We start from the raw sequence: 20,969 nt of genomic DNA on the forward strand, positions 1-20,969 counted from the left end.
GAGACTATGAGCTTCCATAATGATAAAATCGCCTACTTTTTCATCGCCTTTGCCCTCTATCTCCTGATCCGGGCTTTCGCTGAATCCTCATCCGGCTCCCTGACAATCATCCTGCTCTATGTCTCCATCGCCATCTCCCTGCTCGCCAGCAACGTGCCGCGCGTCATGGATATCCCGCTGCATTGCGTCTATCCGGTTCGCTGCGTGGAAATCTTTTCTTTCGGCTTATCTATTGTCTGTTTCATCGTCTTATGTATGCATTATATCCTGCAACTGAGCTAACGATGCTTCAAAATAAAATAAAAGCTGATTATCATGAACAAGATGCCATTCATGATAATCAGCTTTTCATTTATATCGATATAAGATACGTTTTATGCCTTGTCTGCTGCGTCCCAGCCGATCTGCAGGGCTTTCATGTTCTGCTCGACGGTATGAGGCGGCACACGGTGGGCGACGGCCTGCTTGATGGTGTCAAACGAGACGAGGCCAGTCAGCCGCACGAGGGCGCCGAGCGCCACGATGTTCGCGAAGAGCGGCTTGCCGACTTCTTCGATTGCGAGCTTCGTGATGGGGATGCGCACGACATGCGGAAAATCGGGGACGTTTGGCACGAGCTGTTCGTCAAGGACGAGCAGGCCGTTGGGGTTGAGGTCCTTATAGTACTTGTCCGCCGCTTTCTGCGTCATGGCGAGCACGAGATCCGGCACGATGACATGCGGATGAAAGATAGGCTTGTCATCGATGATGACTTCGGACTTCGACGCACCACCGCGGGCTTCCGGGCCATACGACTGGGACTGCACGGCTTCCTTGCCTTCGGCGACCGCCGCCTCGGCAAAGATGATGGCTGCCGTGATGACGCCCTGTCCGCCGGAGCCTGATAATCTAAGCTGTTTTCTCATTTTGCAGCACCCCCTGCCCGTTCGATTACCTGATCGTATGCCGTATCGTAGTCAATAGCCTCTGTCTGCAGGAAGCAGCCAATCGGGAACTTGCCCTCGCGTTTCTCCTGCGGCAACTTGTCCCAGGCGGCCTTCATGACGGCATGATCGCGCATCCACTTCATCATGTCAGCCGGGCCGCCCATGCGGTTCTTGCGGCCAAAGGCCGTCGGGCACTGGACCATGGCTTCGATGAAGGAAAAGCCCTTGTTGTCGAGACCGGCGGCGATCATATTCGTCATGTGCGTAACGTGGAAAGCCGTCGAGCGGGCGACATACGTCGCACCGGCTGCTTCGGCGAGCTCGCAGGCATCGAAGGTGCGGTCAACGGAACCATACGGTGCCGTCGTGGCCTTGGCTCCGATTGGTGTCGTCGGCGAAGCCTGACCGCCCGTCATGCCGTAAATATTGTTGTTGAACATGACGACCGTGAGGTCCACGTTGCGGCGGCAGCCGTGAATGAAGTGATTGCCGCCGATGGCCGTGCAGTCACCATCACCCGTGATGACGACGACGTTTAGATCCGGATTGGCCAGCTTGATGCCCGTGGCAAACGGGATGGCGCGGCCATGGGCCGTATGCAGCGTATCGAAATCCATGTAGCCGGATGCACGCGACGAGCAGCCGATGCCGGAGACGATGACGGTGTTGTCCTGGGACAGTCCCTTCTGCTCAATCGCCTGCACGATGGCCTTCATCGCGATGCCGTTGCCGCAGCCCGGGCACCAGAGGTGCGGCAGGTGATTCTGGCGAAAATAACGTTCAAAGCTCCGTTCCATCATTTATTCCCCCCTGCAATCATCTTGTCGATGGCGGAGGAAATGTCCTCCGGCTCAAACGATCTCATATCGTATTTCCCGCAGAGTTCCACGGGGCACTGCCCGGCCACAGCGCGGCGCACCTCGTGCACGATTTGCCCGTAGTTGAGCTCCGCAACGAGGATGCCTTTGACCTTCGCCGCCAGGCGCCTGATGGCAGCATCGGCAAACGGCCAGATGGTCATGAGGCGCAGAAGGCCGACCTTCTGCCCCTTGGCCCGTGCCGCCTGGACCGATTCATAGGCCGTGCGGGCCGAACCGCCAAAGGAAACGACGGCGTATTCGGCATCGTCCATGAAATACGATTCCGTGTGGATGATCTCTTCACCAACGCGGTCGATCTTCTCGTGCAGGCGGCGGATGGAGTCTTCCGTGACCTGCGGGCTGCCCGAGGGGAAGCCCGTCTCATCATGGATGAGACCCGTCACATGGATGCGGTAGCCCTGACCGAAATCCGCGACATCCGGCACGAGGTCCTCGGCCGGCGCATACGGTTCATAGCCTTCGGCACGCGTCTTCTTCGGCTTGCGGCGCGGATAGACATCCACGTGATCCGGCAGCTCCACTTTCTCGCGCAGGTGGCCGATAACTTCATCCATCAGCAGGATGACCGGCGTGCGGAAGCGCTCGGCATAATTCACTGCCATGACGGTTGCATCGTATGTCTCGCGGACGCTCCAGGGAGAGAGGGCAATGATCGGATGGTCGCCATGCGTGCCCCAGCGCGCCTGCATGACATCGCCCTGCGACGGCGCCGTCGGCTGGCCCGTCGAGGGACCGACGCGCTGAACGTCGACGAGCACGCAGGGAATCTCAGCGCAGGCTGCATAGCCGATGAGCTCCTGCTTGAGGGAAAAGCCCGGACCACTCGTCGCATCCATGACCTTGGAGCCGGCCAGCGAAGCACCGAGAATGGCGCCCATGCTGGCAATCTCGTCTTCCATCTGCACGAATTTGCCGCCGTGTTTCGGGAGCAGGCGCGCCATGGTCTCTGCGATTTCCGTCGACGGGGTGATCGGATAACCGGCAAAGAAATTTACACCTGCCGCGATTGCGCCCTCTGCGCACGCTTCATTGCCCTGCATCAATCTTGCCTTGCTCATTTTGCTGCCTCCTTATCCACGAAAATCGCATAATCCGGGCAGCGCAGTTCGCACTGGCCGCAGGCAATGCATGCCTCTTTATTCACGACCTGGACCTTGCCAAGCTCACTGAGCGCCAGCACAGCCTTGGGGCAGAAAGCCACACAGATGCCGCAGCCTTTGCAGCGCACCGTCTTAATGGTGATCTCTGACTTCATAGCGTTCCCTCCTAAGAAATAACACGGCTTTTATATAGATAATGCATAGTTACTATATTTAATCTGCCATATACTTTTACATCATAGCAGAAATATATTTATAAATCCAGTATTTTTGTAAATTAATCTGGTTTTTATTGTGTATATTTGTATGTATTCTATAACAAAATACTCTTAATAATCTGTCTTATATTCCTATAAAAAAGGAGTTCGTCACAAATGGACAAACTCCTGCTGCCGTATCATTTTTTTAGTATAAAGTCAAGCTTTTGCCGTTTGATCCGCTTTCTCCGCGGAGCTGTCGCTCTTGCCCGAGAGCACGACGCTCATGAGCACGAGTGCGGCGCCGGCGAGATGCGAGAAGCCGAAGCTCTCGTGCAGGCAAATAACGCCGATAATGGCAGCAAACACAGGCTCCAGCGAGAACAGGATGCCGACGCGTTCGGCTGCAATGAAGCGCTGTGCCTGAAGCTGTGCCAGGAAGCCGAAGGCCGAGCACACAAGGCCAAGGTACATCATGCTGCCCCAGCTCGTGCCGTGCGGCATCATCGGTTCGCCAAGGTAAAGCGCCGTCAAAAGGCCGAAGAGCGCGGTGAACCCGAACTGCAGGACGCCGAGCGTCACGGCATCCATGTGCACGAGCAGGCGGCTGGCATACGAGACTTGCAAGGCGCAGAGCATCGCACCGATCAGGCAGAAGACATCACCGGGATTGAGACTGAGCCCGCCCGAAAGCGTCAGGCAGCCGATACCGAGCAAAGAGAGCGCCGAAGTCATCCAGACCGAGCGGCGCAGCGGCCGCCCGTAGACGAAGCGCTCGACGAAGGGAATGAACACAACCATCATGCTCGTGATGAAGCCGGCGTTTGTCGTGCTCGTGTAAGCCACGCCCTTGACGAGCAGGCTGAAGGCCAAGAAAACCATGAGCCCGACGAGGGCGCCGGCACGCACCATCGACCAGGTGACGCGCTTCCAGCCGCTCCCGAGCAGCAGTCCCGCTGCCAGGAAGGCGATGCCGAAGCGCCAGGCGACAATGGCAAAGGCACCGAGATCCGTCAGACCGTCTTTCATGAAGAGATATGAAGAGCCCCAGCAGAAAGTCACAAAGAGCAGCAGGCACTCCGCGCGTTTTGTTGTCATGTCCATCCATCCTTTCCATGCGTTTATGCGTCAGCGGCCTCAGGCCACCATCTTATTTCATGCATACAGAAAGACATTTTAACAGAAATCCCCAATTTTGTGCGTGGACAGAAGACCTCTTTTACGAAAAATACGGTGAGATCCGTACCTTTCCCAAAAGCTGGCAGGATTTCCCGCTTTGAACGCCCAATACTATCCACATAGCCAAACACTTAGATGGATGTATGATTTATGGATTACGGAGGATTTTTCCATGCAGAACTTTACCTTCAAATGCCCGACGGAGATCGTCTTTGGGCGTCATGCCGAGGATCAGGTCGCCGAAAAGATTCGCGCTTACGGCGGCAGCCGCGTCTTTATCGTTTACGGCGGCGGCAGCGTCGTGCGCTCCGGCCTGCTCTCGCGCATCGAATGCCAGCTGACGGCGAACGGCCTGGCCTTCCAGGTGCTCGGCGGCGTGCAGCCGAACCCGCGCCTCTCGCTCGTCCGCGAAGGCGTGCGCGAAGCACTGCTCTTCAAGGCCAATTTCATCCTGGCCGTCGGCGGCGGCAGCGTCATCGACTCGGCCAAGGCCATCGCACACGGCGTGGCCAATCCGCACACGGATGTCTGGGATTTCTGGACGGGCCATGCCAAACTCGAGAAGACGACGCCGATGGGCTCGGTGCTGACGATTGCCGCAGCCGGCAGTGAGACGAGCGATTCCGCCGTCCTGACGAATGAAGAGACATCGCGCAAGATGGGCCTCAATACCCCCTTAAACCGCCCGGTCGTCGCCTTCATGAATCCAGAGCTCACCTTCACGGTCCCGAAACGCCAGCTCGTCTGCGGCATCTCGGACATCCTCATGCACACGATGGAGCGCTACTTCACGAACGTCAAGGCCGAGAACATGCTGACCGATTACGTCGCCGAATCCGTCATCAAGACAGTCATGAACAAGTCCCGCGTGGCCATCGAGAACCAGGAAGACTACGATGCCATGAGCGAAATCATGTGGTGCGGCAGCGTCTCGCACTGCGACTTCACGGGGCTCGGCCGCGGCAAGGACTTCTCCTGCCACAAGCTCGGCCATGAACTCAGCGCGCGCTACGATGTGACGCACGGCGCCTCGCTGACCTCGGTCTGGGGGGCCTGGGCCGAATACGTCTATCGCGACGATCCCGCCCGCTTCGCCCAATACGCCGAGCGCATCTTCGGCATCGAGACCGGCACGGAAGAGGAGCGGGCCCGCCTCGGCATCGAGAAGATGGTCGCCTACTTCCAGGGCATCGGCATGCCGGTAAGCCTCAAGGAACTCTTCGGCAAGACGCTGAGCAACGAGACGATCACGGAGCTCGCCGACCTCGCCACGGCTGGCGACACCAAGAAGCTCGGCACCTTCCACCCCCTGACGAAAAAGGATGTCATCGCCATCTACAAGCTCGCCAATCATTGAGCAGGAACTAAGCCACAGAAACAAGCCACAGCAAAGCCCCCTGACAAACATTCGATTTGTCAGGGGGCTTCTGCATGGGATTGGGTAATTTGTAAAAAGAGGAAAATCTAAGAATCAGGGAAAAGATGAATCAGCAAATGCCGAGCAGGCCCAGCACGATGCCGAGCAGCATGATGCCGAGCATGACGTAGTTGACGTTGACATGCTTGTTGCGAAGCAGGTAGAACGCCAGCAGCGTGACGCAGAGCGGCACGATGCCGATGAAGAGCTGATCGAGGTACTTCTGCAGCATGATGGGTTCCTTGCTGCCTTCCACGGCCACGGAAACGATGGTCTTGAACTTGACCGTCGAAGCCGTCATGCAGCCCATCATCATCAGGCCGATCATGCCCGAAGCCTTCGTCAGGAGGCGCATGCCGCCGCTCTCGTAAAGGCGTTTGATGAAGCTCTCACCGACCATGTAGCCGCTCATCAGCGCATAATAGTGGATGAGGAAGGCCGGTACGTTGTAGAGTACGAGGAAGACGAGGGCGCCGAGCGGCGAACCGGCACTTGCCAGCGAGATGCCGATGCCGGCGGCCAGGACACGCAGGATGCCCCAGAAGAAGGAATCGCCGATGCCGGAGATCGGGCCCATCAGCGAGGCCTTGATGGCCGTGATGGAGTTGGTATCGAAGCTCTTGTCCTCGCTGTTCTGTTTCTCCATCGCGGCGACGAGGCCCATGATGAAGTTGTTGATGTGCATGGTCGCATTGAACCATGTCGTATGGCGCACAATGGCCTCTGCGCGTTCTGCATCCGTCTTGTAGAAGCGGTTGATGACCGGCAGCAGCGTGTAAATGACGCCGAGTGCATGGTACTGCGTGGCGCCCGTGCGGCTCGCGTTCATCGTCCAAGAGCGCCAGAAGACGGAGCGCAGCATTTTTTTATCTTCAGGGGAAAGTGTTTTCTTCTCTTCCATCATGCGAAAAAGTCCTCCTCTTCTTCCGTTTTCGTCTTGGGAGCCGTCGAGGCGGCACCGCCGGCCGGCAGATGCGCGATCTCGATATCACGGCTGATGATGACGACGCAAATGACAACGCCGAGAGCAGCAACGGCTACAGCCGGCAGTTTGAGATAAGCCGTGAGCACGAAGCCCAGCAGGTAGAATACGGCCAGCTTGTTATCCCAGAGGAGTTTCATGAGCATGGCAAAACCTACAGCCGGGAGCAGGCCGCCGGCGGCCGAGAGACCATGCATGAACGCAGGCGGCACGCTTTCCATGAAGACGTTGACCGGACCGCTGCCAGCCAGCACGCCGAAGAAGGACATCGAGGAGATGATGATGTAATAGAGCACCCAGGTGCCGTAATGCATGGCCACGATCTTGCCCTGTGCATTGGCAGCAGCCGCGCGGTCGAGGAACGGCGCAAAGATGTTCATGAAGACGTTCTTGAGGAACATGACGACAAATGCAGCGAGCATGCCGATTGGGATGGCCAGCGTGATGGCCGCCTGCTGCTCGACGTTGGCCGTGATGGCAAACGTCGTCGCCATGGCCGTAGCCGTGACCGGCTCAGCCGCGATGACACCGCCGATATTGACGTTGCCGAGGAATACGGCTTCGAGAGCCGCGCCCATCAGGATACCCGTTTCCATATCACCGAGCAGAAAGCCCGTGACCAGGCCGACAACGAGGGGTCGCTCCATCATGCTCTGACCAGTCAGGTAGTTGCCTGCAAAGCAGATGAAGACACTGAGTGCCGCTATGGCAGCATATTCTAGCATAATTTACGCTCCTTCCAATCCTGCAAGTATCAGCCCAGCTTTGCCAGAGCTTCCTTGAGATCCAGCTGCGGGTTCGTCGGCAGGACCTGGTTGTACGATTTGACGTGTGGCAGGGCTGCCAGTTCGCGAGCAGCCTCGAGTTCCTGCGGGTTGAGCAGGACGCTGTGGAAGAGTGCCGTCTTCGATTTCGGGTCCGATTTGTCAAAGCGGCCTGCATTGGCGACATTGACCGTCTCGATATCCTGGACGTTCTTCGCGATCTTCGTCGCATCCGATACGCAGTTCACGATGGCAAAGATGCGCTTATCCTTGCCGCGCGGATCATTGAAGACGCGGATGGCATCGTCAACGGAACGGATGAGCAGCTTCATGCCATTCGGTACCGCCATCTTGAGCGTCATCTGCATGACGTCGCTCTTGGCTGCCTCATCGTTGGCGACGACGAGCAGCGGTGCATTGAGCTCTTTCGTCCAGACAACGGCCACCTGGCCATGGATCAAACGGTCATCTACGCGAATCTGGGAAATCATAATCTATTCCTCCTAAAATAAAAACGATATAAATGCGTTATGATTGAACTGCCATCAGAAGAAATCGTCGAGTTCTTCCTCTGCACTCTCTTTCTTCTCGGGGACCAGCGGCACAAGCTGCGGCGCGGCTTCTGCCGTCATCGCCTTCAGCGTCTCTGCGGTCAGTTCTTCCTCAGGCGAGAGCATGACAGCCAGCACGAGCGGCAGGTTCGCATTGGCGAGCACGAAGACATTTTCCTTGCCGCTCTTGACGACTTCTGTGGCGACCTTCTGGTTGACGCTGCCGCCGTAGAAATCCGTGAAGATGACCCCCTGCTCATTTTCCTGCAGGCTGTCCAGGAACGCCGTGATCTGCGGCGTATAATCCTCTTCCGTCACATAGGCGTCGATAACCTTGAGCTCCTCGCCCTTGCCGGCCAGGATATTGATTGAACTCTGCATGCCGGAAGCCAGGTGTCCATGGCTGGCCATGAGATATTTCCTCTGCAAGATAAATCCCCCTTGTTTCATTCATTTCTCTTTCGTTTCATCTTGTTTATAGAATAACGGACAATCTTTGCAAAAATACCGCAGAAATGTTTCAATCCTGTAACATTTCTGCGGTATTTCAACAAAACAGATATATTCCTTTTTATTCTGCCGGGGAGATATCATTCCAGGCATGCAGGATGGCCTCCTGCTCCTCGGCCGCACGGCGGAAATCCATCTCGCCGTAATGGGCCATGGTTTCCTTGTCGGCCTGCGTCACCGCCCCCGGATGCGTCGCGGCCGAAAAGGCAATGCGGTTCAGGACCTCCTGTGTTTCTTCCATCATGCAGAATCGCAGGAAGGCTTCTGCCTCACGGGGATGCGGCGCACCATCGACCCTGGCCACGGCATCGAGCGTCCAGGCACAGCCCTCCGGCACGATGGTGTGCAGCGGGAATCCCGAGGATTCGAGGCTGCGTGCATCGTCGAGGAAGCCGATGCCGAGCAGGCACTGGCCGCTGGCGACGCGCTGCACGGCCTCAAAGCCGTTGTAAGAGCTTACGCCGAGATTTGCTTTCAGGGCCGCGTAGAAATCCCTGGGCGCCGTATCGTGCTGCATGACGTACGCGAGCAGCGTATAGCTCGTACCGGCGGCATTGGGGTCGGCAAAGGCGACCTCTCCGCGGTAATCCGGGTCGAGCAGGTCCTCATACGTTGCCGGCATGTTCTTGCCCTGCGGCGCAAATTCCCGCTCCCAGCGTTCCCGGTTGATCACGATGGCCAGCGGCGTCGAGGCGATGCCGAACCAGCGCTTCTCCGACGAGCGGAACTGCTCCGGAATGACATCGGCTCCCCGCAGCACGACCGGAGACGTCAGGCGGTGCTCAGCAGCGCTCACCTGCGCATGTGTCGCGCCGCCCATCATGATGTCGGCCTGCGGATGCTCCTTTTCATGACGGACGCGCCCGAGCATGGCCTGAGTCGGCAGATAAATATAATCGTAGGTGCAGCCCGTCTTCTGCTGAAAGAGCGCAAGGGCCGCGCGCCCCACTTCATCGCGCATGGCCGAATACACGACGATGTGGTGCCCGCGAAGGTCGGGCAGGCCGTCATCTGACAGCTGCGTTTCCCCATCATGTGCACAGGCGGAGAGCAGAGCCGTCAGCACGAAAAGCAGGACTACAACCGGATACTTCCATTTCACGACGACTCACCTCCTGACCACTGCCGGCATACATCCGCCGCCGTCCACAGGCTTCTGCCGCTCGTATCCCCCAGATACTGCAGCGCCAGGCAGCCGTTTTCATATAAATCGAGATTGAGCACGTCATCCGGCAGATGAACGCCAGGCTGTTCCGGCTCATGCAGATGGATGCGGATGTGAGCGGACGGCGTCATCTGACGCACCTCCAGCTGCAGATGCACATCGCTTTCACCAAGCGGCCGGGCCTCCTGCAAGGCTGTCGCCAGGTGGCGGCGTTCTCCTGCCGTCAGGACACGGCTTTCCCCGCCGGAAAGCCAGCGAACCTCGGCGGCATCCGGCAAGAGCTCAGCCAGATGCTGCGGCGTGATGAGGCCTGCGAGGATGACGCGCTGCAGATTCTGCACATCGCCGTTCTCATCACCATATGCCGCGCCGGCCAGCCACAGATGACTGCCGAGCGCAAACTCCTGTGTCTTGCCATTCAGGTAAACGATGCGTCCCGTCATGCGGGAATCGTCCTGCACCGCCGGAAGCGTCCGGGCAGCCCCGCGGCGCAAAAGCTTCTGCCGCAGCTCATCAATGCGCTGCAGGCGCTCTTCCTGGTCAATTACGCCCTGCCCCAGATATGCATCCTGGAATTCGATGCGCACGGACAGCGAGATATCGGCCCGGCGCTCGGCTTCCTCTCGGGATTCAATGACCGTCACCTGATGATACGCGCGAGCATTCCAGAAAATCATCGCAACACAGCCCAAGAGCAGCAGAGCATACAGGAAAAGCACCCGCCAGATCCATTTCCGTTTCATGAAGCACCCCCTGTCGCAAAGCTCAGGACAATCTCCGTGCCGCTGCTCGGATGACTGTACAAGTCGATGGCACCGCCCTGCTTCGTCATGATCTCGCGGCAGATGGCAAGTCCCAGCCCGTTGCCTTTCGCCTGACGCGCGTCACGCAGGCGGCTCACGGGATCCAGCAGGGCCTGCTGCAGCTTCTCCGTCATCCCGATGCCGTCATCGAGGATGTGTACCTCCAGCTGCTGCTCATTGCCGGCCATCATGATCTCGATGGTCATGCATTCGCTGTAACGCAGGGCATTGTCGAGGATATTCAGGAAGACCTGCTTCGTCTTGTCACGGTCGAACCGGCACACATCATCCGTAAGCATGAGCTCCAGGTGGATATCCGCTGCATGAAGGCGCGGCCTCACCTCACGCACGACCTCACGCACGAGCGGTGCCAGCGGCGCCTCGCTGTCCGTAACGGAAAAGCCGGTGCGCCCGAGGCGTGACAGGGCCAGCAGCTCTTCCACGAGCTTCAGCAGGCGCCGCCCCTCCTCATGGATGGAGCGCAGCCCCCGCGCCTTCGCCTCTTCCTCGCGCAGGCGCGGGATCAATTCGGCATAGCCGATGATGGCTGTCAGCGGCGTCTTGAATTCATGCGTCACGCTGTCGAGGAACATCTTCTGTTTCTGGCGTTCCTGCTCGAGTCCTTCGATATAGCCACGGATTCCCAAACGCATCTTGTCAAAATCCTTGGCCAGGGCTTCGATTTCATCGCCGCTTTCAATCGAGACGGGCTCCTTGTAATTTCCCTTTGAGATGCGGGCTGCCGCCTGCTGCAGCTTGTGCAGGGGACTCGTCAGGGCATCGGCAAAGAAACCCGCGAGGACCCAGGCCAGCAGCGCTGCAAACAGGATGACCACCGCCATCATCATCAGGGTCCGCTGCATGAGCTGTGTCTCGCGCGTCAAGGGATGCAGGAAGCGCAGGACCCCGATGGTCTGCTGGTTGGCAAAGACCGGGAACGAAAGCAGCAGCACGGGTTCGCTGCCCGTCTCATCGACGGTCCATGCCTTTTCTCCCGCTACGGCCTGCTGGATGTCGCCCGCCGGCAGGCTCAATTCGTTGCGGACCGAATCGGCGAGGAGACTGCCATGGACATCGTACGCCTGGATGCGGTAACCCAGCTGCTCGGACAGGTACGCCGTGATCAGGGAAGCATGCGACCGGAACGCTTCTTCCGTCTTGTCCACGCCTTCCAGCACACGGTCCACATAGAGCTGCGCGCCGTAACTTTCCCGAAGCGACGTATCCGCGCTGGCCTGCACGAGACTGTGCGCCAGAGCGCTGTAGGCAATGCTGCAGGCCGCGAGCAGCACGGGCAGGAAAATCGCCACACTCATGAGCATGACCTTGCCCTTCATGCGCATGCAAAGCTTCATCGCGTTTCCTGCCTTTCTGCGAGCTTGTAGCCCGTGCCATAAACCGTCTCGAGGCGTTCAGCATAGGGCCCCATCTTCTTGCGCAGCCGCTGGATGAGAATGTCGACGGCCCGCGTGCTGCCGGCAAAATCGTAACCCCACACTTCTTCGAGCAGCCGTTCGCGCGTAAACACGTGATTGGGATGGCGCATCATGAGTGCCAGGGTATCAAATTCCTTGCGCGTCAGGCTCACAGGCTGCCCGTCCACCTCGGCCGTGCGCGACTCCGGATCGATCACGAGGCCCTGCACGGCGACGGCTTCTTCCTCAGGGAATGTCCCGGCAGCCGGTTCTGATCGCCGCAGCACGGCCTGCACGCGCAGGATGAGCTCCTCGCTGCTGAAAGGCTTCGTGACGTAATCATCGGCACCGAGGCGCAGGCCGAGGATGCGGTCCTCGCGTTCGCCCTTGGCCGTCAGCATGATGACAGGCAGGTGCTCCCCGTTTTCGCGCAGATGGCGCAGCACATGATACCCGCTCTGATACGGCAGCATGACATCGAGGATCAGCATAGCCGGATGACAGCTTGCCACGAGCTGCAGGGCCTCCTGCCCCGATACGCCCGTCACGACCTCATAGCCGGCGAGTTCCAGATTTATGCGCACGAGATCCAGGATGCTGTGCTCATCATCAATGACTAAAATTCGTTTTCCCATTTTTCCGTCCTCCATCTCCGCTCCATTATACAGGAAATTCGTCGGAACGCAAAACAAAAGCGGCCGCATGGGTGATTCCATACGACCGCTTTCTATGACTTAAGGGATTTTCAAAACAACAGAAGAATTCGAAGGACATCAGGCCTCAAGTTCTTCGGCCTTTTTGCCGAAGAGTTCCTTGCCGCAGTGCTTGACGACGAGGATGGCCAGCGTCATGAGCGCGATGGCGAGCACAAGCTGCAGGCCGTCGACACCGATGAGGAACTTGCCGGCCATGAGCTTCGTAATGCCGCCATAGACGCTCATGACGAGCGCCGTCATCGTGACAATGAACATGAAGGTCATCGGCACGTAGAGCATCCAGCCCTTGCGGTCCGTCATCTTGAGGAAGACGGCCAGGGCAATGAGCACGAGAGCCGACAGCAGCTGGTTGGCCGCGCCGAACAGCGGCCAGATATTCATGTAGCCGGCCAGGCAAAGGCCATACGCGAAAACGAGCGTGATGATCGTCGAGAAATACTTGTTCATGAGGAAATTCTGCGTGCTGCTGGCCTCAACGCCATCGCTCGGCTTGATCATTTCCTGGAAGGACATGCGGCCGATGCGGGCCACGGAATCGATGGTCGTCATGCCGAGGGCCGAGACGCACATCGTGATGAAGCAGGCGGAGAAGCCTGCCGGCAGACCGAAAATATTCGTGAAGAACGTGCTGATGCCGCCAGCGAAGATCTGGAACGGCGTGCCCTGTGCCATGACGCCGTTCGAGGCGGCGGCGCAGGCGATGGCCAGCGCGACGACGCCGAGCATGCACTCGCAGAGCATCGCGCCGTAGCCTACCGGCAGCATATCCGTCTCATTGGCCACGGCCTTCGAGGACGTGCCCGAAGAAACGAGGCTGTGGAAGCCGGAGACGGCACCGCAGGCAATCGTGATGAACAGGATGGGGAACAGCGGCTTGCCGTTGACTTCAAATCCGACAAACGCCGGCATGTTGACGGACGGGTTCGCAGCGATGACGCCGATAACACCGCCGGCGACCATGCCGAGCAGCAGGAAGGAGCTCAGGTAATCGCGCGGCTCCATGAGCAGCCACATCGGCAGGACAGCTGCGATGAAGCAGTAGCCAAAGACGATATAGCGCCAAGTCGGCACATCGAAGTAAAGCGGGAACTGCATGCCGACGGCGAACATCGCGACGACGAGCACGACGGCCACAAGGAATTTCAAAACGCCGGACGGCTTGACCTTGCTGATGAAGATGCCGAAGCCCATGGCGACGACGATGTAGAGCATGGAGATCGTGGCGGCCTGTGCGCCCGGCGTGTTCAGCGTACCGTTGGCGCCGAAACCGTTGAACGTCTTGGCGATGATGTCGGCAAAGGCTGCGATGACGAGCAGCGTGAAAAGCCAGCTGAACAGCAGGAACAGACGGCGGCCCGTGCGGCCGACATACTGCTCAATGAGGAGGCCCATCGACTTGCCCTCATTCTTGACCGAGGCGTAGAGTGCCGTGAAATCCTGTACGGCGCCGAAGAACGCGCCGCCAATCAGAATCCAGAGAAATGCCGGCAGCCAGCCGAACATTGCCGCGATGATTGGCCCCGTCACAGGGCCTGCGCCCGTGATGGACGAGAACTGATGAGCAAATACCGTGAAGCGCGAAGCCGGAGAATAATCCTGGCCATCGTTCTTGCGCACGGCCGGCGTCGGAGCCTTGGGGTCCACGCCCCAGGTCTTCGCAAGCCAGCGCCCGTAAAAGAGATAAGCACCGGCAAACCAGACGAGTGCGATACCGACAAGCATTAATCCTGTCATATGAATCCTTCTTTCCTTCCTACTAAAAACCGTTACAGATAGGAATATAAAAAATGAATCCTGTCACGCCACATACGCGAACAGGATTCATTCGTATCATCAGCAGAAACATTTCAGCCGATTATCCCTTTCGCTCCCTTGCGACGGACATCTTATCGATTGAATGTATCTTAGCACTCGATTAAATATATGTCAACTTGTAAACCAAAGAAGTAATTTTCAGATGATTTTCATTTCCCAGTTTTAGCAGCTTTCTGGGCTGCACGAATCTTTTTCCAGGCCCAAACGCAGCGCACGCCCGGGTGCATATGCGGCAGCACAAAGCAGCGGCTGCACGAAATGCAGATGGATTTCTCGCCGCCGGACAGTTCTTTCGTGACAAAGTCCGGCTCGGCAATCAAAGGCCGTCCGATTGAGACGCATTCGATGCCGGCGGCCATGACGTTCTCCATATCGGCCAGGGAACGCACGCCGCCCACGAGCGAGAGCGGCACCTCCGGCACCTCCTGCTTGAGGCGCACCGCTTCCTCAAGATAATAGAGCGTCGCATCATGCGGCAGATTGATGAAATCGACTCCCGAAAACTCCACGAGCGTAACGCCTAACGCATGCACGCGGTGCAGCAGCCAGACCATATCGTCATGATACCCCCTGGCATCCTCATGCTTCGTGTCGATATTGACCTTGATGAGCACGGGGAAATCCGGGCCGCAGGCCTCGTGGATGCCGCGGATGATCTCTTCCGTCATGCGGAAACGGCCCTCGATATCGCCGCCGTATTCATCCGTGCGCTGATTGAACGTCGGGTCGATGAAGCGTGACAACAGGTAAGAATGTGCGGCATGCAGCTGCACGCCATCGGCACCGGCCTGCTGCGCGCGGCGGGCAGCGGCGATGAAATGCGCCTCAATATCCTTTATTTCCTCTTTCGTCAAAGCCCTGGCCGTGCGCTCCTTCTTGAGCGGGCGCGCGACGACATCGGCCAGGTCGTCGTTGTCAATAGCACGCGGTCCGGCATGATTGATCTGCACGATGAAGCGCGCATCCTGTGCATGTGCCGTTTCGATGGCACGGCGGAACTGCGGGATAAAGCAGTCATCGTAAAGGTTGACCTGTTCGATATTCGCGCGGCCCCGCGGATCGACACAGCAATGCCCCGTGATAATCGTGCCGATGTGGTTCGCTGCCAGCGCCTCGTACATCTTGTATTCCGCTTCGGTCATATAGCCGTCCCTGCCAGCGAGAAAGCTGTGGACAGCGGAACGGATGACGCGGTTCTTGAGCGTAAGATGCGGCAGCTCGAGTGGTCTTTCAATCATATTGCTCATCAATCTCTCTCCTAATATATATAAACAAAATTAATTCACAAACGCATACACAAAAGTAAAACGATATGTTACAAAAAGAACACATGCCTTAGAACAAAAATAAGTGCCGGGTACATGTCCCAACACTTATCCTGTCTGAATCTCTGTCTGTTATTTGTCGACGCGGCAGATGTCGGCACCGAGGCCGACGAGTTTCGCGACCAGATTGTCGTAGCCGCGGTCGATATGATGGATGTAGCCGACCTGCGTCTCTCCCTCTGCCACGAGGCCCGCGAGGACCATCGCCGCACCGGCGCGCAGATCCGTGGCCTTGACCTGGCAGCCGTAAAGCTTCTCCACGCCTTCCACGATGGACGTGCGGCCATCGATCTTGATGTTCGCACCCATGCGCTTGAGTTCATCGACATGCATGAAGCGGTTCTCGAACACCGTCTCCGTGACGACGCCCGTTCCCTCCGAAATGGCCATCATGGCCATGAACTGTGCCTGCATGTCCGTCGGGAAGCCCGGATACGGCATCGTCTTGATGTCGACCGACTTCGTGCGGCGGTCGCAGGTCACGCGGATGCCATCCACATGCTCCTCAATCGTCACGCCGGCTTCCTTGAGCTTCGCGATGACCGGCTTCAGGTGCTCGCTGATGGCATTCTCGATGTAGACATCGCCGCGCGTCATGGCCGCAGCCACCATATAGGTGCCGGCTTCGATACGGTCGGGGATAATCGTGTAATCACGGCCCGTGAGCTTCGGCACGCCTTCAATCTTGATGACGTTCGTGCCGGCACCGCGGATCTTCGCGCCCATGACATTGAGGTAATTCGCGAGATCGACGATCTCCGGCTCCTGAGCCGGATTCTCGAGCACCGTCTGGCCTTCTGCCATCGAAGCCGCCATGATGATGTTCTCGGTCGCCCCGACACTCGGGAAATCGAGATAGATCTTGGCGCCCTTGAGGCCTTCCGGTGCAGCTGCTTCGATGAAGCCGTGACCGATCTTGATTGTGGCACCGAGTGCCTCAAAGCCCTTGAGATGAAGGTCAATGGGACGCGTGCCAATGGCGCAGCCGCCCGGCAGGGAAATCTTGGCCTGCCCGCAGCGAGCCAGCAGCGGTCCCATGATCAGGAAGGACGCACGCATCTTGCGCACGAGGTCATAAGGGGCCTCGCAGCTGCCGATGACCGTGCTGTCCACGAAGAGCTGATGTTTCTCGGCATCAAAGTCCGCCTTGACGCCGAGTTTCCGCAGCACTTCCGTAATCGTATGCACATCTTCAAGTGCCGGCACTTCATCGAGCAGGCTTGGCGTATCCTGCCCCAGAAGCGTCGCCGCGATAATCGGCAACACCGCATTCTTCGCCCCGCTGATCTTGACCCGGCCTTCCAGCCGGCGTCCGCCATGTATAACCAACTTTTCCATTTAAGTCCCTTTTCCTCCTATAGCAGCACAGCCTGTACGCCCGCTGTGCGTCAAAGCATCATTTTTCAGTGTATCATCATATTCGCCTGCTGACAATAGGGGCGGTCACTTTCTCTCGACCTGCAGGGATGTATGGATGACATTGTCGATGATATAATTCGTCGTAAACTTCGTCTCGCCTGTCTGTTCCGCCTTCTTCTGCATCGAGAAGGAGAACTTCCTGGGCTTGTTCTTCGCCTCTTCTGCCGCGCGTTTGGCCGCAGCCGTCGCCTCTTTCACAGCCTTGCGCTGCTCCTTTTCCGACAGGATGACGGGCGAAGCGCCCGGCGCGATGACGATATCGTTGTTGCGGCCAGCTTGCTTGAGGCTCTGCAGCTTATCCTTCGTCGTCTGCGTCTTGTCTTCCTGCACGAGCAGGTCAAGCCCCGTCTGCTGCAGGAGCTTGAGCTGGGTGACCGGCATCACGCCGCCGCCGCGCACCTCGAGCGAGAGCAGGCCCTCAGGAGCCGTATCCGGCACACGGTACGGGATCAGCAGCGTTTCCTTGTCACGGCGGTACGGCTTGATCGTCGTCGTGAAGCGGACGGTTTCGCCCGGATGGACCACCGTCTTGTCCGGCACGGCCGAGAGCAGCGTCGCCGTCTTGCGGCCGCTTTCCATCGAGATATCCACCTGGACATCAACGATATCCGATTCCTGCTCCGGATTCGAGCAGATGATGTTCATGGCCTGCATGAGCTCGCCCACGGCAATCTGACCGACATCGGCCACATTGTAGAACATGTTGCTGCGCTCAAAACGGCCGCTGCTCGTCGCATTCGTACGGATCGTGAAATGAACATTGGCGGTGCTGCCGCCGAGCGTATCCGACGTCTTGCTCATCGCCGCATAAGCGATGCCGCCCGAAAGCTCCGGCAGGAAAGCCTCGTCATAGGCAATGCGCGCGCCATATTCGATATCCCGGTTGAGTCCCGTATCCTTGACGCGCACCTTGACCGGCACGACCGACGGGAAATCACCGAGACGTCCGGCGATGCCCGTTTCACGGTCCTGATTGATGCGGCCGATGATATTGCCGATATTGGCGATCTTCATGCCGTTGCTCTGGCCGCTGATCGTGCCGACAACCTTGGCATCTGTCATGAAGTAGTTGACATTGCCGCGATGCAGGAACGGATGGCCAAAAGCCAGGATGTTCTTGCCATCGACAGCCGTCACCGTACCCGTCGCGCCGACGGCAAAATCGCCGTAGACGATGGCCACGCCGACCGCACTGCCCGGCTCAAGCGTCGCATCGTAACGGGTCGTCGGTGCATCACCAGAGCCCGGAGCGCCCATAGGCATCAGCGAGAATTTCTGGCCGAGCGACACGTTCTTCTGCAGGAAGTCAATGCCCGCCTGGTTGAAGCCCGAGAGGAACAGCACATCCTTTTTCTCGCCGACAACCGGTTTCGCGGCCGCCGTATCGGCCTGCGCAGAGCTCTCAGCTGCCTGCCCCTCGCCGCTTTCCGCAGCGGACGGGGAGGAAGCCGCCTCGGCAGCCGTTTCCTCCGCCTTGCCTTCTTCCGCAGCAGCCGTATCCTTTACCGCTGCTGCATCCGCCTTCTCCGCCGGTTTCTCCTGCTCGTCCGACGCCTTTTCCTCCGCCGTGCGAGTCTTGATATCGTCACGGGCTTCCTTGATGACATCCATCAGGCGGTTCAGGATGACATTGTCGCCCTTCGTTTCCTTCTTGCGCGCCTCTTCCTTGGCCAGAGCCTCCTCACGGGCCTTGTCAGCCGCGACCTTCTTGAGGTTGATGGTGTGAAGATGCGTCTTGTTCTTCGTGTCCGGCATACTCCAGAGCGGCGTCATATCCTCAATCGGCGTGATGAAGAACGTATACGGCGTCATGTCCTTGATGCCGGCTGCCACGGCGCCGACCAGACGGCCATCGATATAGACAGGGCTGCCGCTCATGCCCTGCAGGATGCCGCCGGCCTGCTCAATAACCGGGCCGCGTGCCCGGGCCATGATCATGCGTGAAGAGCCCTTGCCATTATCCATATTGCCGACGATATCCACGTCAAAGCTGCGGATGATGCCGGAACTGTCTACTACCGTATAGGCCGTGCCGCTCATGCCCTGCTGCACATCCTGGAACGGCAGGATGGGGTCCATAGCCCGTGCCGGCGCAGCCGCCGACGCGAAAAGGAGCGTCATGGCACCAGCCACAACGAATCGCTTCATGAATTTATGCAAAAGTATTCACCTCGTAATCAGAAAGATAAACATGATTCCTTTCCATTATAACATACTCGTCCAGCCTTGCACGTTTTTGCGCCGATTTTCCCGCGTTTCTCATCCGCCTCTCAGACATCAGCGCTTCGGCACGAGCACGAGAGCGTCGCCGACGGCGCGCTCCTGGCCATCAGACGGCGAATTCTGCACCTCGCCGTTCACGACGAGATCCGTCGAGCCGCCGCCATCGAGATTGATGGCATCCCGTGCGCCGAACTTCACGAGCAGCTTTGCCCAATCCGTGAGCGTCAAGCCAACGCTGTGCGACTGGCGGCCATCGACGACAGCCAGCAGGTAGCGGCCATCCTTCGTGACACCGACGGCCGTGCGCGGCGCGCGCCCGACGCGGATATCCGAAGGGAACTCCTCCTCGCTCGCCGTCACGTGGACGCGGCCGTTCTCCACGAGGCGCGGACCGCAGCCCACGATGGTCACGGCATCCTGCCAGTACGAGCCGAAATCTTCGCTGATCGTCACGGAATCGCCGACCTGGACACCGGCAAAGGCATCGGCCACGGTGCCATGCACGGAAACGACCACGCCGTCCTGCGGGATGGGCGCATCATTCTGGCGGATATCCGTCACGCGGCCGCCGCGCACGACGTAATCGCGGCCGTATTCATTCGTATCCGTATGCGTGCCGTACGCACGGTTGTAGATGACGAGGCTGTCCGCGCCGCGCTCGCAGTCCACGCCGCCGACAGGCTGCGTGACACCGCCCATCGTGACACTGCCATCGTAGGAAACCGTGCCGAAAAGGGGCGTGCCGTCAGCGCGCAGGCCAAAAGCCGAGCGCGTGTAATACGTTGTGCCGACCGTCTGCCCATTGATGCGGGTCACGCCGAGGATATCCCCGGAAGATGCAAAATACGAGGCATTGACGGCGGCTGTGCCGCCCGCGCGCGCCGCGATGCCGCTGACCGTCTCACGGCCGGGCACCTTCCCTTTCGCGAGCACCAGGCGCAAATCGTATTTGCTGGGATCCGCTTCGATGAGCCAGGCCGAGACTTTGCCGTAATCATCCCAATAGACGTACGTATGCTTCGTGAGCCCCGGAGCCACATCCTCGATGTAATCGCCATCGATTGTGCCGGCCCGGCCGGACGTACTCGCGCCAGACGCCCCCGCACCAGCTGCAGGCTTCGTCTGTCCCTTGCGGTCGCTGCCTGCAGGCGTCTTCGTCTGGAATTCCGCCGCACCCGACGGCATGACATCGACGAAGAGGCGCACCGGATTCTTGAGCGTATGGAGGTCATACGCAAGGCCGGCCTTGAGGCGCATCGTCACGATCAGGTGGCCGCCTTTAGCCGTATACGAAATCGACTCGATGCGGCTGCTCTTGACCGGCAGCTTCTGCGACCGCTTGTCCTTCGTGCCGGCAAAATCAAGCGTCAGCGTGCGCCGGTCATCCGACAGGGACTCCTTGTAACTCGGCAGCTCCGACAGATCAAAGACCACGCGGTCATGCTCGCTGCCACTATGAAAGCGCACCGTCGTCAGATCCGCAGCAAATGCCAGGCTCTGCCACGAAAAAACAGCCGCAGCTGCCAGCACGGCGGCGCGTTTCAAGAAACGATTCATGGAATAAGTTCCCCCTTACCAGGA

At 58.6% G+C, this 20,969-nt stretch carries 20 protein-coding genes; 2 read left to right on the forward strand and 18 right to left on the reverse strand.

The genetic code is table 11. The annotated features are described in order from the left end of the window. Positions 1 to 6 precede the first annotated feature (6 nt). A complete protein-coding gene (locus DWZ54_RS01415; RefSeq protein ID WP_118016173.1) occupies positions 7 to 282 on the forward strand; it encodes a hypothetical protein in 276 nt (91 codons plus the stop codon). 92 nt (positions 283 to 374) lie between these two features. Here the strand turns inward: DWZ54_RS01415 and DWZ54_RS01420 are convergent, their stop codons facing one another. From DWZ54_RS01420 to DWZ54_RS01440, 5 genes are all read right to left on the reverse strand, one after another. After that, positions 375 to 905, reverse strand: a complete 531-nt coding sequence (locus tag DWZ54_RS01420) for a 2-oxoacid:acceptor oxidoreductase family protein (RefSeq protein WP_118474195.1) — start codon at positions 903 to 905, stop codon at positions 375 to 377. After that, entirely contained in the window at positions 902 to 1,723 is an 822-nt protein-coding gene (locus DWZ54_RS01425) for a 2-oxoacid:ferredoxin oxidoreductase subunit beta (RefSeq protein ID WP_370245717.1), read from the reverse strand. The genes DWZ54_RS01420 and DWZ54_RS01425 overlap by 4 nt, the downstream gene beginning before the upstream one ends. Beyond that, entirely contained in the window at positions 1,723 to 2,865 is a 1,143-nt protein-coding gene (locus DWZ54_RS01430) for a 2-oxoacid:acceptor oxidoreductase subunit alpha (protein ID WP_118474197.1), read from the reverse strand. Before DWZ54_RS01430 ends, DWZ54_RS01425 begins: the two co-directional genes overlap by 1 nt. Then, positions 2,862 to 3,062, reverse strand: a complete 201-nt coding sequence (locus DWZ54_RS01435) for a 4Fe-4S binding protein (RefSeq protein WP_118016169.1) — start codon at positions 3,060 to 3,062, stop codon at positions 2,862 to 2,864. The genes DWZ54_RS01430 and DWZ54_RS01435 overlap by 4 nt, the downstream gene beginning before the upstream one ends. A 261-nt stretch (positions 3,063 to 3,323) precedes the next feature. Next, positions 3,324 to 4,202, reverse strand: coding sequence for a DMT family transporter (locus tag DWZ54_RS01440; protein ID WP_158573591.1), 879 nt, complete (start codon positions 4,200 to 4,202; stop codon positions 3,324 to 3,326). 253 nt (positions 4,203 to 4,455) lie between these two features. Here DWZ54_RS01440 and DWZ54_RS01445 point away from each other — a divergent pair, with 253 nt between their 5' ends. After that, positions 4,456 to 5,640: an iron-containing alcohol dehydrogenase gene (locus DWZ54_RS01445; RefSeq protein ID WP_118474199.1), complete on the forward strand. Its 1,185-nt coding sequence runs from the start codon at positions 4,456 to 4,458 to the stop codon at positions 5,638 to 5,640. Between the two features lie 130 nt (positions 5,641 to 5,770). On the opposite strand, the gene DWZ54_RS01450 is transcribed toward DWZ54_RS01445, so the two are convergent. The 13 genes from DWZ54_RS01450 to DWZ54_RS01510 form a co-directional block, all read right to left on the reverse strand. Beyond that, the gene (locus DWZ54_RS01450; protein ID WP_199663159.1) at positions 5,771 to 6,604 is read right to left on the reverse strand and encodes a PTS system mannose/fructose/sorbose family transporter subunit IID; all 834 of its coding nucleotides are present in this window, start codon (positions 6,602 to 6,604) and stop codon (positions 5,771 to 5,773) included. Then, positions 6,601 to 7,407 carry a PTS sugar transporter subunit IIC gene (locus DWZ54_RS01455; RefSeq protein WP_118016166.1) on the reverse strand — a complete coding sequence of 269 codons (807 nt, stop codon included), beginning with the start codon at positions 7,405 to 7,407 and terminating at the stop codon, positions 6,601 to 6,603. The genes DWZ54_RS01450 and DWZ54_RS01455 overlap by 4 nt, the downstream gene beginning before the upstream one ends. A gap of 29 nt (positions 7,408 to 7,436) precedes the next feature. Beyond that, positions 7,437 to 7,937: a PTS sugar transporter subunit IIB gene (locus tag DWZ54_RS01460; RefSeq protein WP_118474200.1), complete on the reverse strand. Its 501-nt coding sequence runs from the start codon at positions 7,935 to 7,937 to the stop codon at positions 7,437 to 7,439. Between the two features lie 54 nt (positions 7,938 to 7,991). Then, positions 7,992 to 8,426: a PTS sugar transporter subunit IIA gene (locus DWZ54_RS01465; protein WP_118474201.1), complete on the reverse strand. Its 435-nt coding sequence runs from the start codon at positions 8,424 to 8,426 to the stop codon at positions 7,992 to 7,994. Between the two features lie 142 nt (positions 8,427 to 8,568). Then, positions 8,569 to 9,609, reverse strand: coding sequence for an extracellular solute-binding protein (locus tag DWZ54_RS01470; protein ID WP_118474202.1), 1,041 nt, complete (start codon positions 9,607 to 9,609; stop codon positions 8,569 to 8,571). Then, positions 9,606 to 10,415 carry a DUF3919 family protein gene (locus DWZ54_RS01475; protein ID WP_118474203.1) on the reverse strand — a complete coding sequence of 270 codons (810 nt, stop codon included), beginning with the start codon at positions 10,413 to 10,415 and terminating at the stop codon, positions 9,606 to 9,608. The genes DWZ54_RS01470 and DWZ54_RS01475 overlap by 4 nt, the downstream gene beginning before the upstream one ends. Continuing rightward, complete coding sequence (locus tag DWZ54_RS01480) at positions 10,412 to 11,830, reverse strand: HAMP domain-containing sensor histidine kinase (RefSeq protein ID WP_118474204.1); 1,419 nt, start codon at positions 11,828 to 11,830, stop codon at positions 10,412 to 10,414. Before DWZ54_RS01480 ends, DWZ54_RS01475 begins: the two co-directional genes overlap by 4 nt. Beyond that, positions 11,827 to 12,525 carry a response regulator transcription factor gene (locus tag DWZ54_RS01485; RefSeq protein ID WP_118474205.1) on the reverse strand — a complete coding sequence of 233 codons (699 nt, stop codon included), beginning with the start codon at positions 12,523 to 12,525 and terminating at the stop codon, positions 11,827 to 11,829. The genes DWZ54_RS01480 and DWZ54_RS01485 overlap by 4 nt, the downstream gene beginning before the upstream one ends. 138 nt (positions 12,526 to 12,663) lie before the next feature. After that, entirely contained in the window at positions 12,664 to 14,340 is a 1,677-nt protein-coding gene (locus tag DWZ54_RS01490; RefSeq protein WP_118474206.1) for a carbon starvation protein A, read from the reverse strand. Positions 14,341 to 14,570: 230 nt separating this feature from the next. Next, on the reverse strand, positions 14,571 to 15,668 hold the full coding sequence (locus DWZ54_RS01495) for an NADH:flavin oxidoreductase (protein ID WP_118474207.1): 1,098 nt from the start codon (positions 15,666 to 15,668) through the stop codon (positions 14,571 to 14,573). Positions 15,669 to 15,818: 150 nt separating this feature from the next. Then, positions 15,819 to 17,084 carry a UDP-N-acetylglucosamine 1-carboxyvinyltransferase gene (murA, locus tag DWZ54_RS01500; protein ID WP_118474208.1) on the reverse strand — a complete coding sequence of 422 codons (1,266 nt, stop codon included), beginning with the start codon at positions 17,082 to 17,084 and terminating at the stop codon, positions 15,819 to 15,821. Between the two features lie 105 nt (positions 17,085 to 17,189). Next, positions 17,190 to 19,313, reverse strand: a complete 2,124-nt coding sequence (locus tag DWZ54_RS01505; protein WP_370245718.1) for a SpoIVB peptidase S55 domain-containing protein — start codon at positions 19,311 to 19,313, stop codon at positions 17,190 to 17,192. A gap of 129 nt (positions 19,314 to 19,442) precedes the next feature. Further along, positions 19,443 to 20,945, reverse strand: coding sequence for a phosphodiester glycosidase family protein (locus tag DWZ54_RS01510; RefSeq protein WP_118474209.1), 1,503 nt, complete (start codon positions 20,943 to 20,945; stop codon positions 19,443 to 19,445). Positions 20,946 to 20,969 lie beyond the last annotated feature (24 nt).

This window comes from Mitsuokella sp. AF33-22 (assembly GCF_003475755.1).
GTDB lineage: Bacteria > Bacillota > Negativicutes > Selenomonadales > Selenomonadaceae > Mitsuokella.

Excerpts from the sequence above, each read along its gene's own strand:
- DWZ54_RS01420 (WP_118474195.1), bottom strand. The coding sequence starts at position 905 with ATGAGAAAACAGCTTAGATTATCAGGCTCCGGCGGACAGGGCGTCATC.
- DWZ54_RS01440 (WP_158573591.1), bottom strand. The coding sequence starts at position 4,202 with ATGACAACAAAACGCGCGGAGTGCCTGCTGCTCTTTGTGACTTTCTGC.
- DWZ54_RS01510 (WP_118474209.1), bottom strand. The coding sequence starts at position 20,945 with ATGAATCGTTTCTTGAAACGCGCCGCCGTGCTGGCAGCTGCGGCTGTT.
- DWZ54_RS01455 (WP_118016166.1), bottom strand. The coding sequence starts at position 7,407 with ATGCTAGAATATGCTGCCATAGCGGCACTCAGTGTCTTCATCTGCTTT.
- DWZ54_RS01485 (WP_118474205.1), bottom strand. The coding sequence starts at position 12,525 with ATGGGAAAACGAATTTTAGTCATTGATGATGAGCACAGCATCCTGGAT.
- DWZ54_RS01460 (WP_118474200.1), bottom strand. The coding sequence starts at position 7,937 with ATGATTTCCCAGATTCGCGTAGATGACCGTTTGATCCATGGCCAGGTG.
- DWZ54_RS01415 (WP_118016173.1), top strand. The coding sequence starts at position 7 with ATGAGCTTCCATAATGATAAAATCGCCTACTTTTTCATCGCCTTTGCC.
- DWZ54_RS01445 (WP_118474199.1), top strand. The coding sequence starts at position 4,456 with ATGCAGAACTTTACCTTCAAATGCCCGACGGAGATCGTCTTTGGGCGT.
- DWZ54_RS01505 (WP_370245718.1), bottom strand. The coding sequence starts at position 19,313 with ATGAAGCGATTCGTTGTGGCTGGTGCCATGACGCTCCTTTTCGCGTCG.
- DWZ54_RS01475 (WP_118474203.1), bottom strand. The coding sequence starts at position 10,415 with ATGAAACGGAAATGGATCTGGCGGGTGCTTTTCCTGTATGCTCTGCTG.
- DWZ54_RS01450 (WP_199663159.1), bottom strand. The coding sequence starts at position 6,604 with ATGATGGAAGAGAAGAAAACACTTTCCCCTGAAGATAAAAAAATGCTG.
- DWZ54_RS01495 (WP_118474207.1), bottom strand. The coding sequence starts at position 15,668 with ATGAGCAATATGATTGAAAGACCACTCGAGCTGCCGCATCTTACGCTC.
- DWZ54_RS01425 (WP_370245717.1), bottom strand. The coding sequence starts at position 1,723 with ATGGAACGGAGCTTTGAACGTTATTTTCGCCAGAATCACCTGCCGCAC.
- DWZ54_RS01480 (WP_118474204.1), bottom strand. The coding sequence starts at position 11,830 with ATGAAGCTTTGCATGCGCATGAAGGGCAAGGTCATGCTCATGAGTGTG.
- DWZ54_RS01435 (WP_118016169.1), bottom strand. The coding sequence starts at position 3,062 with ATGAAGTCAGAGATCACCATTAAGACGGTGCGCTGCAAAGGCTGCGGC.
- murA (WP_118474208.1), bottom strand. The coding sequence starts at position 17,084 with ATGGAAAAGTTGGTTATACATGGCGGACGCCGGCTGGAAGGCCGGGTC.
- DWZ54_RS01490 (WP_118474206.1), bottom strand. The coding sequence starts at position 14,340 with ATGACAGGATTAATGCTTGTCGGTATCGCACTCGTCTGGTTTGCCGGT.
- DWZ54_RS01430 (WP_118474197.1), bottom strand. The coding sequence starts at position 2,865 with ATGAGCAAGGCAAGATTGATGCAGGGCAATGAAGCGTGCGCAGAGGGC.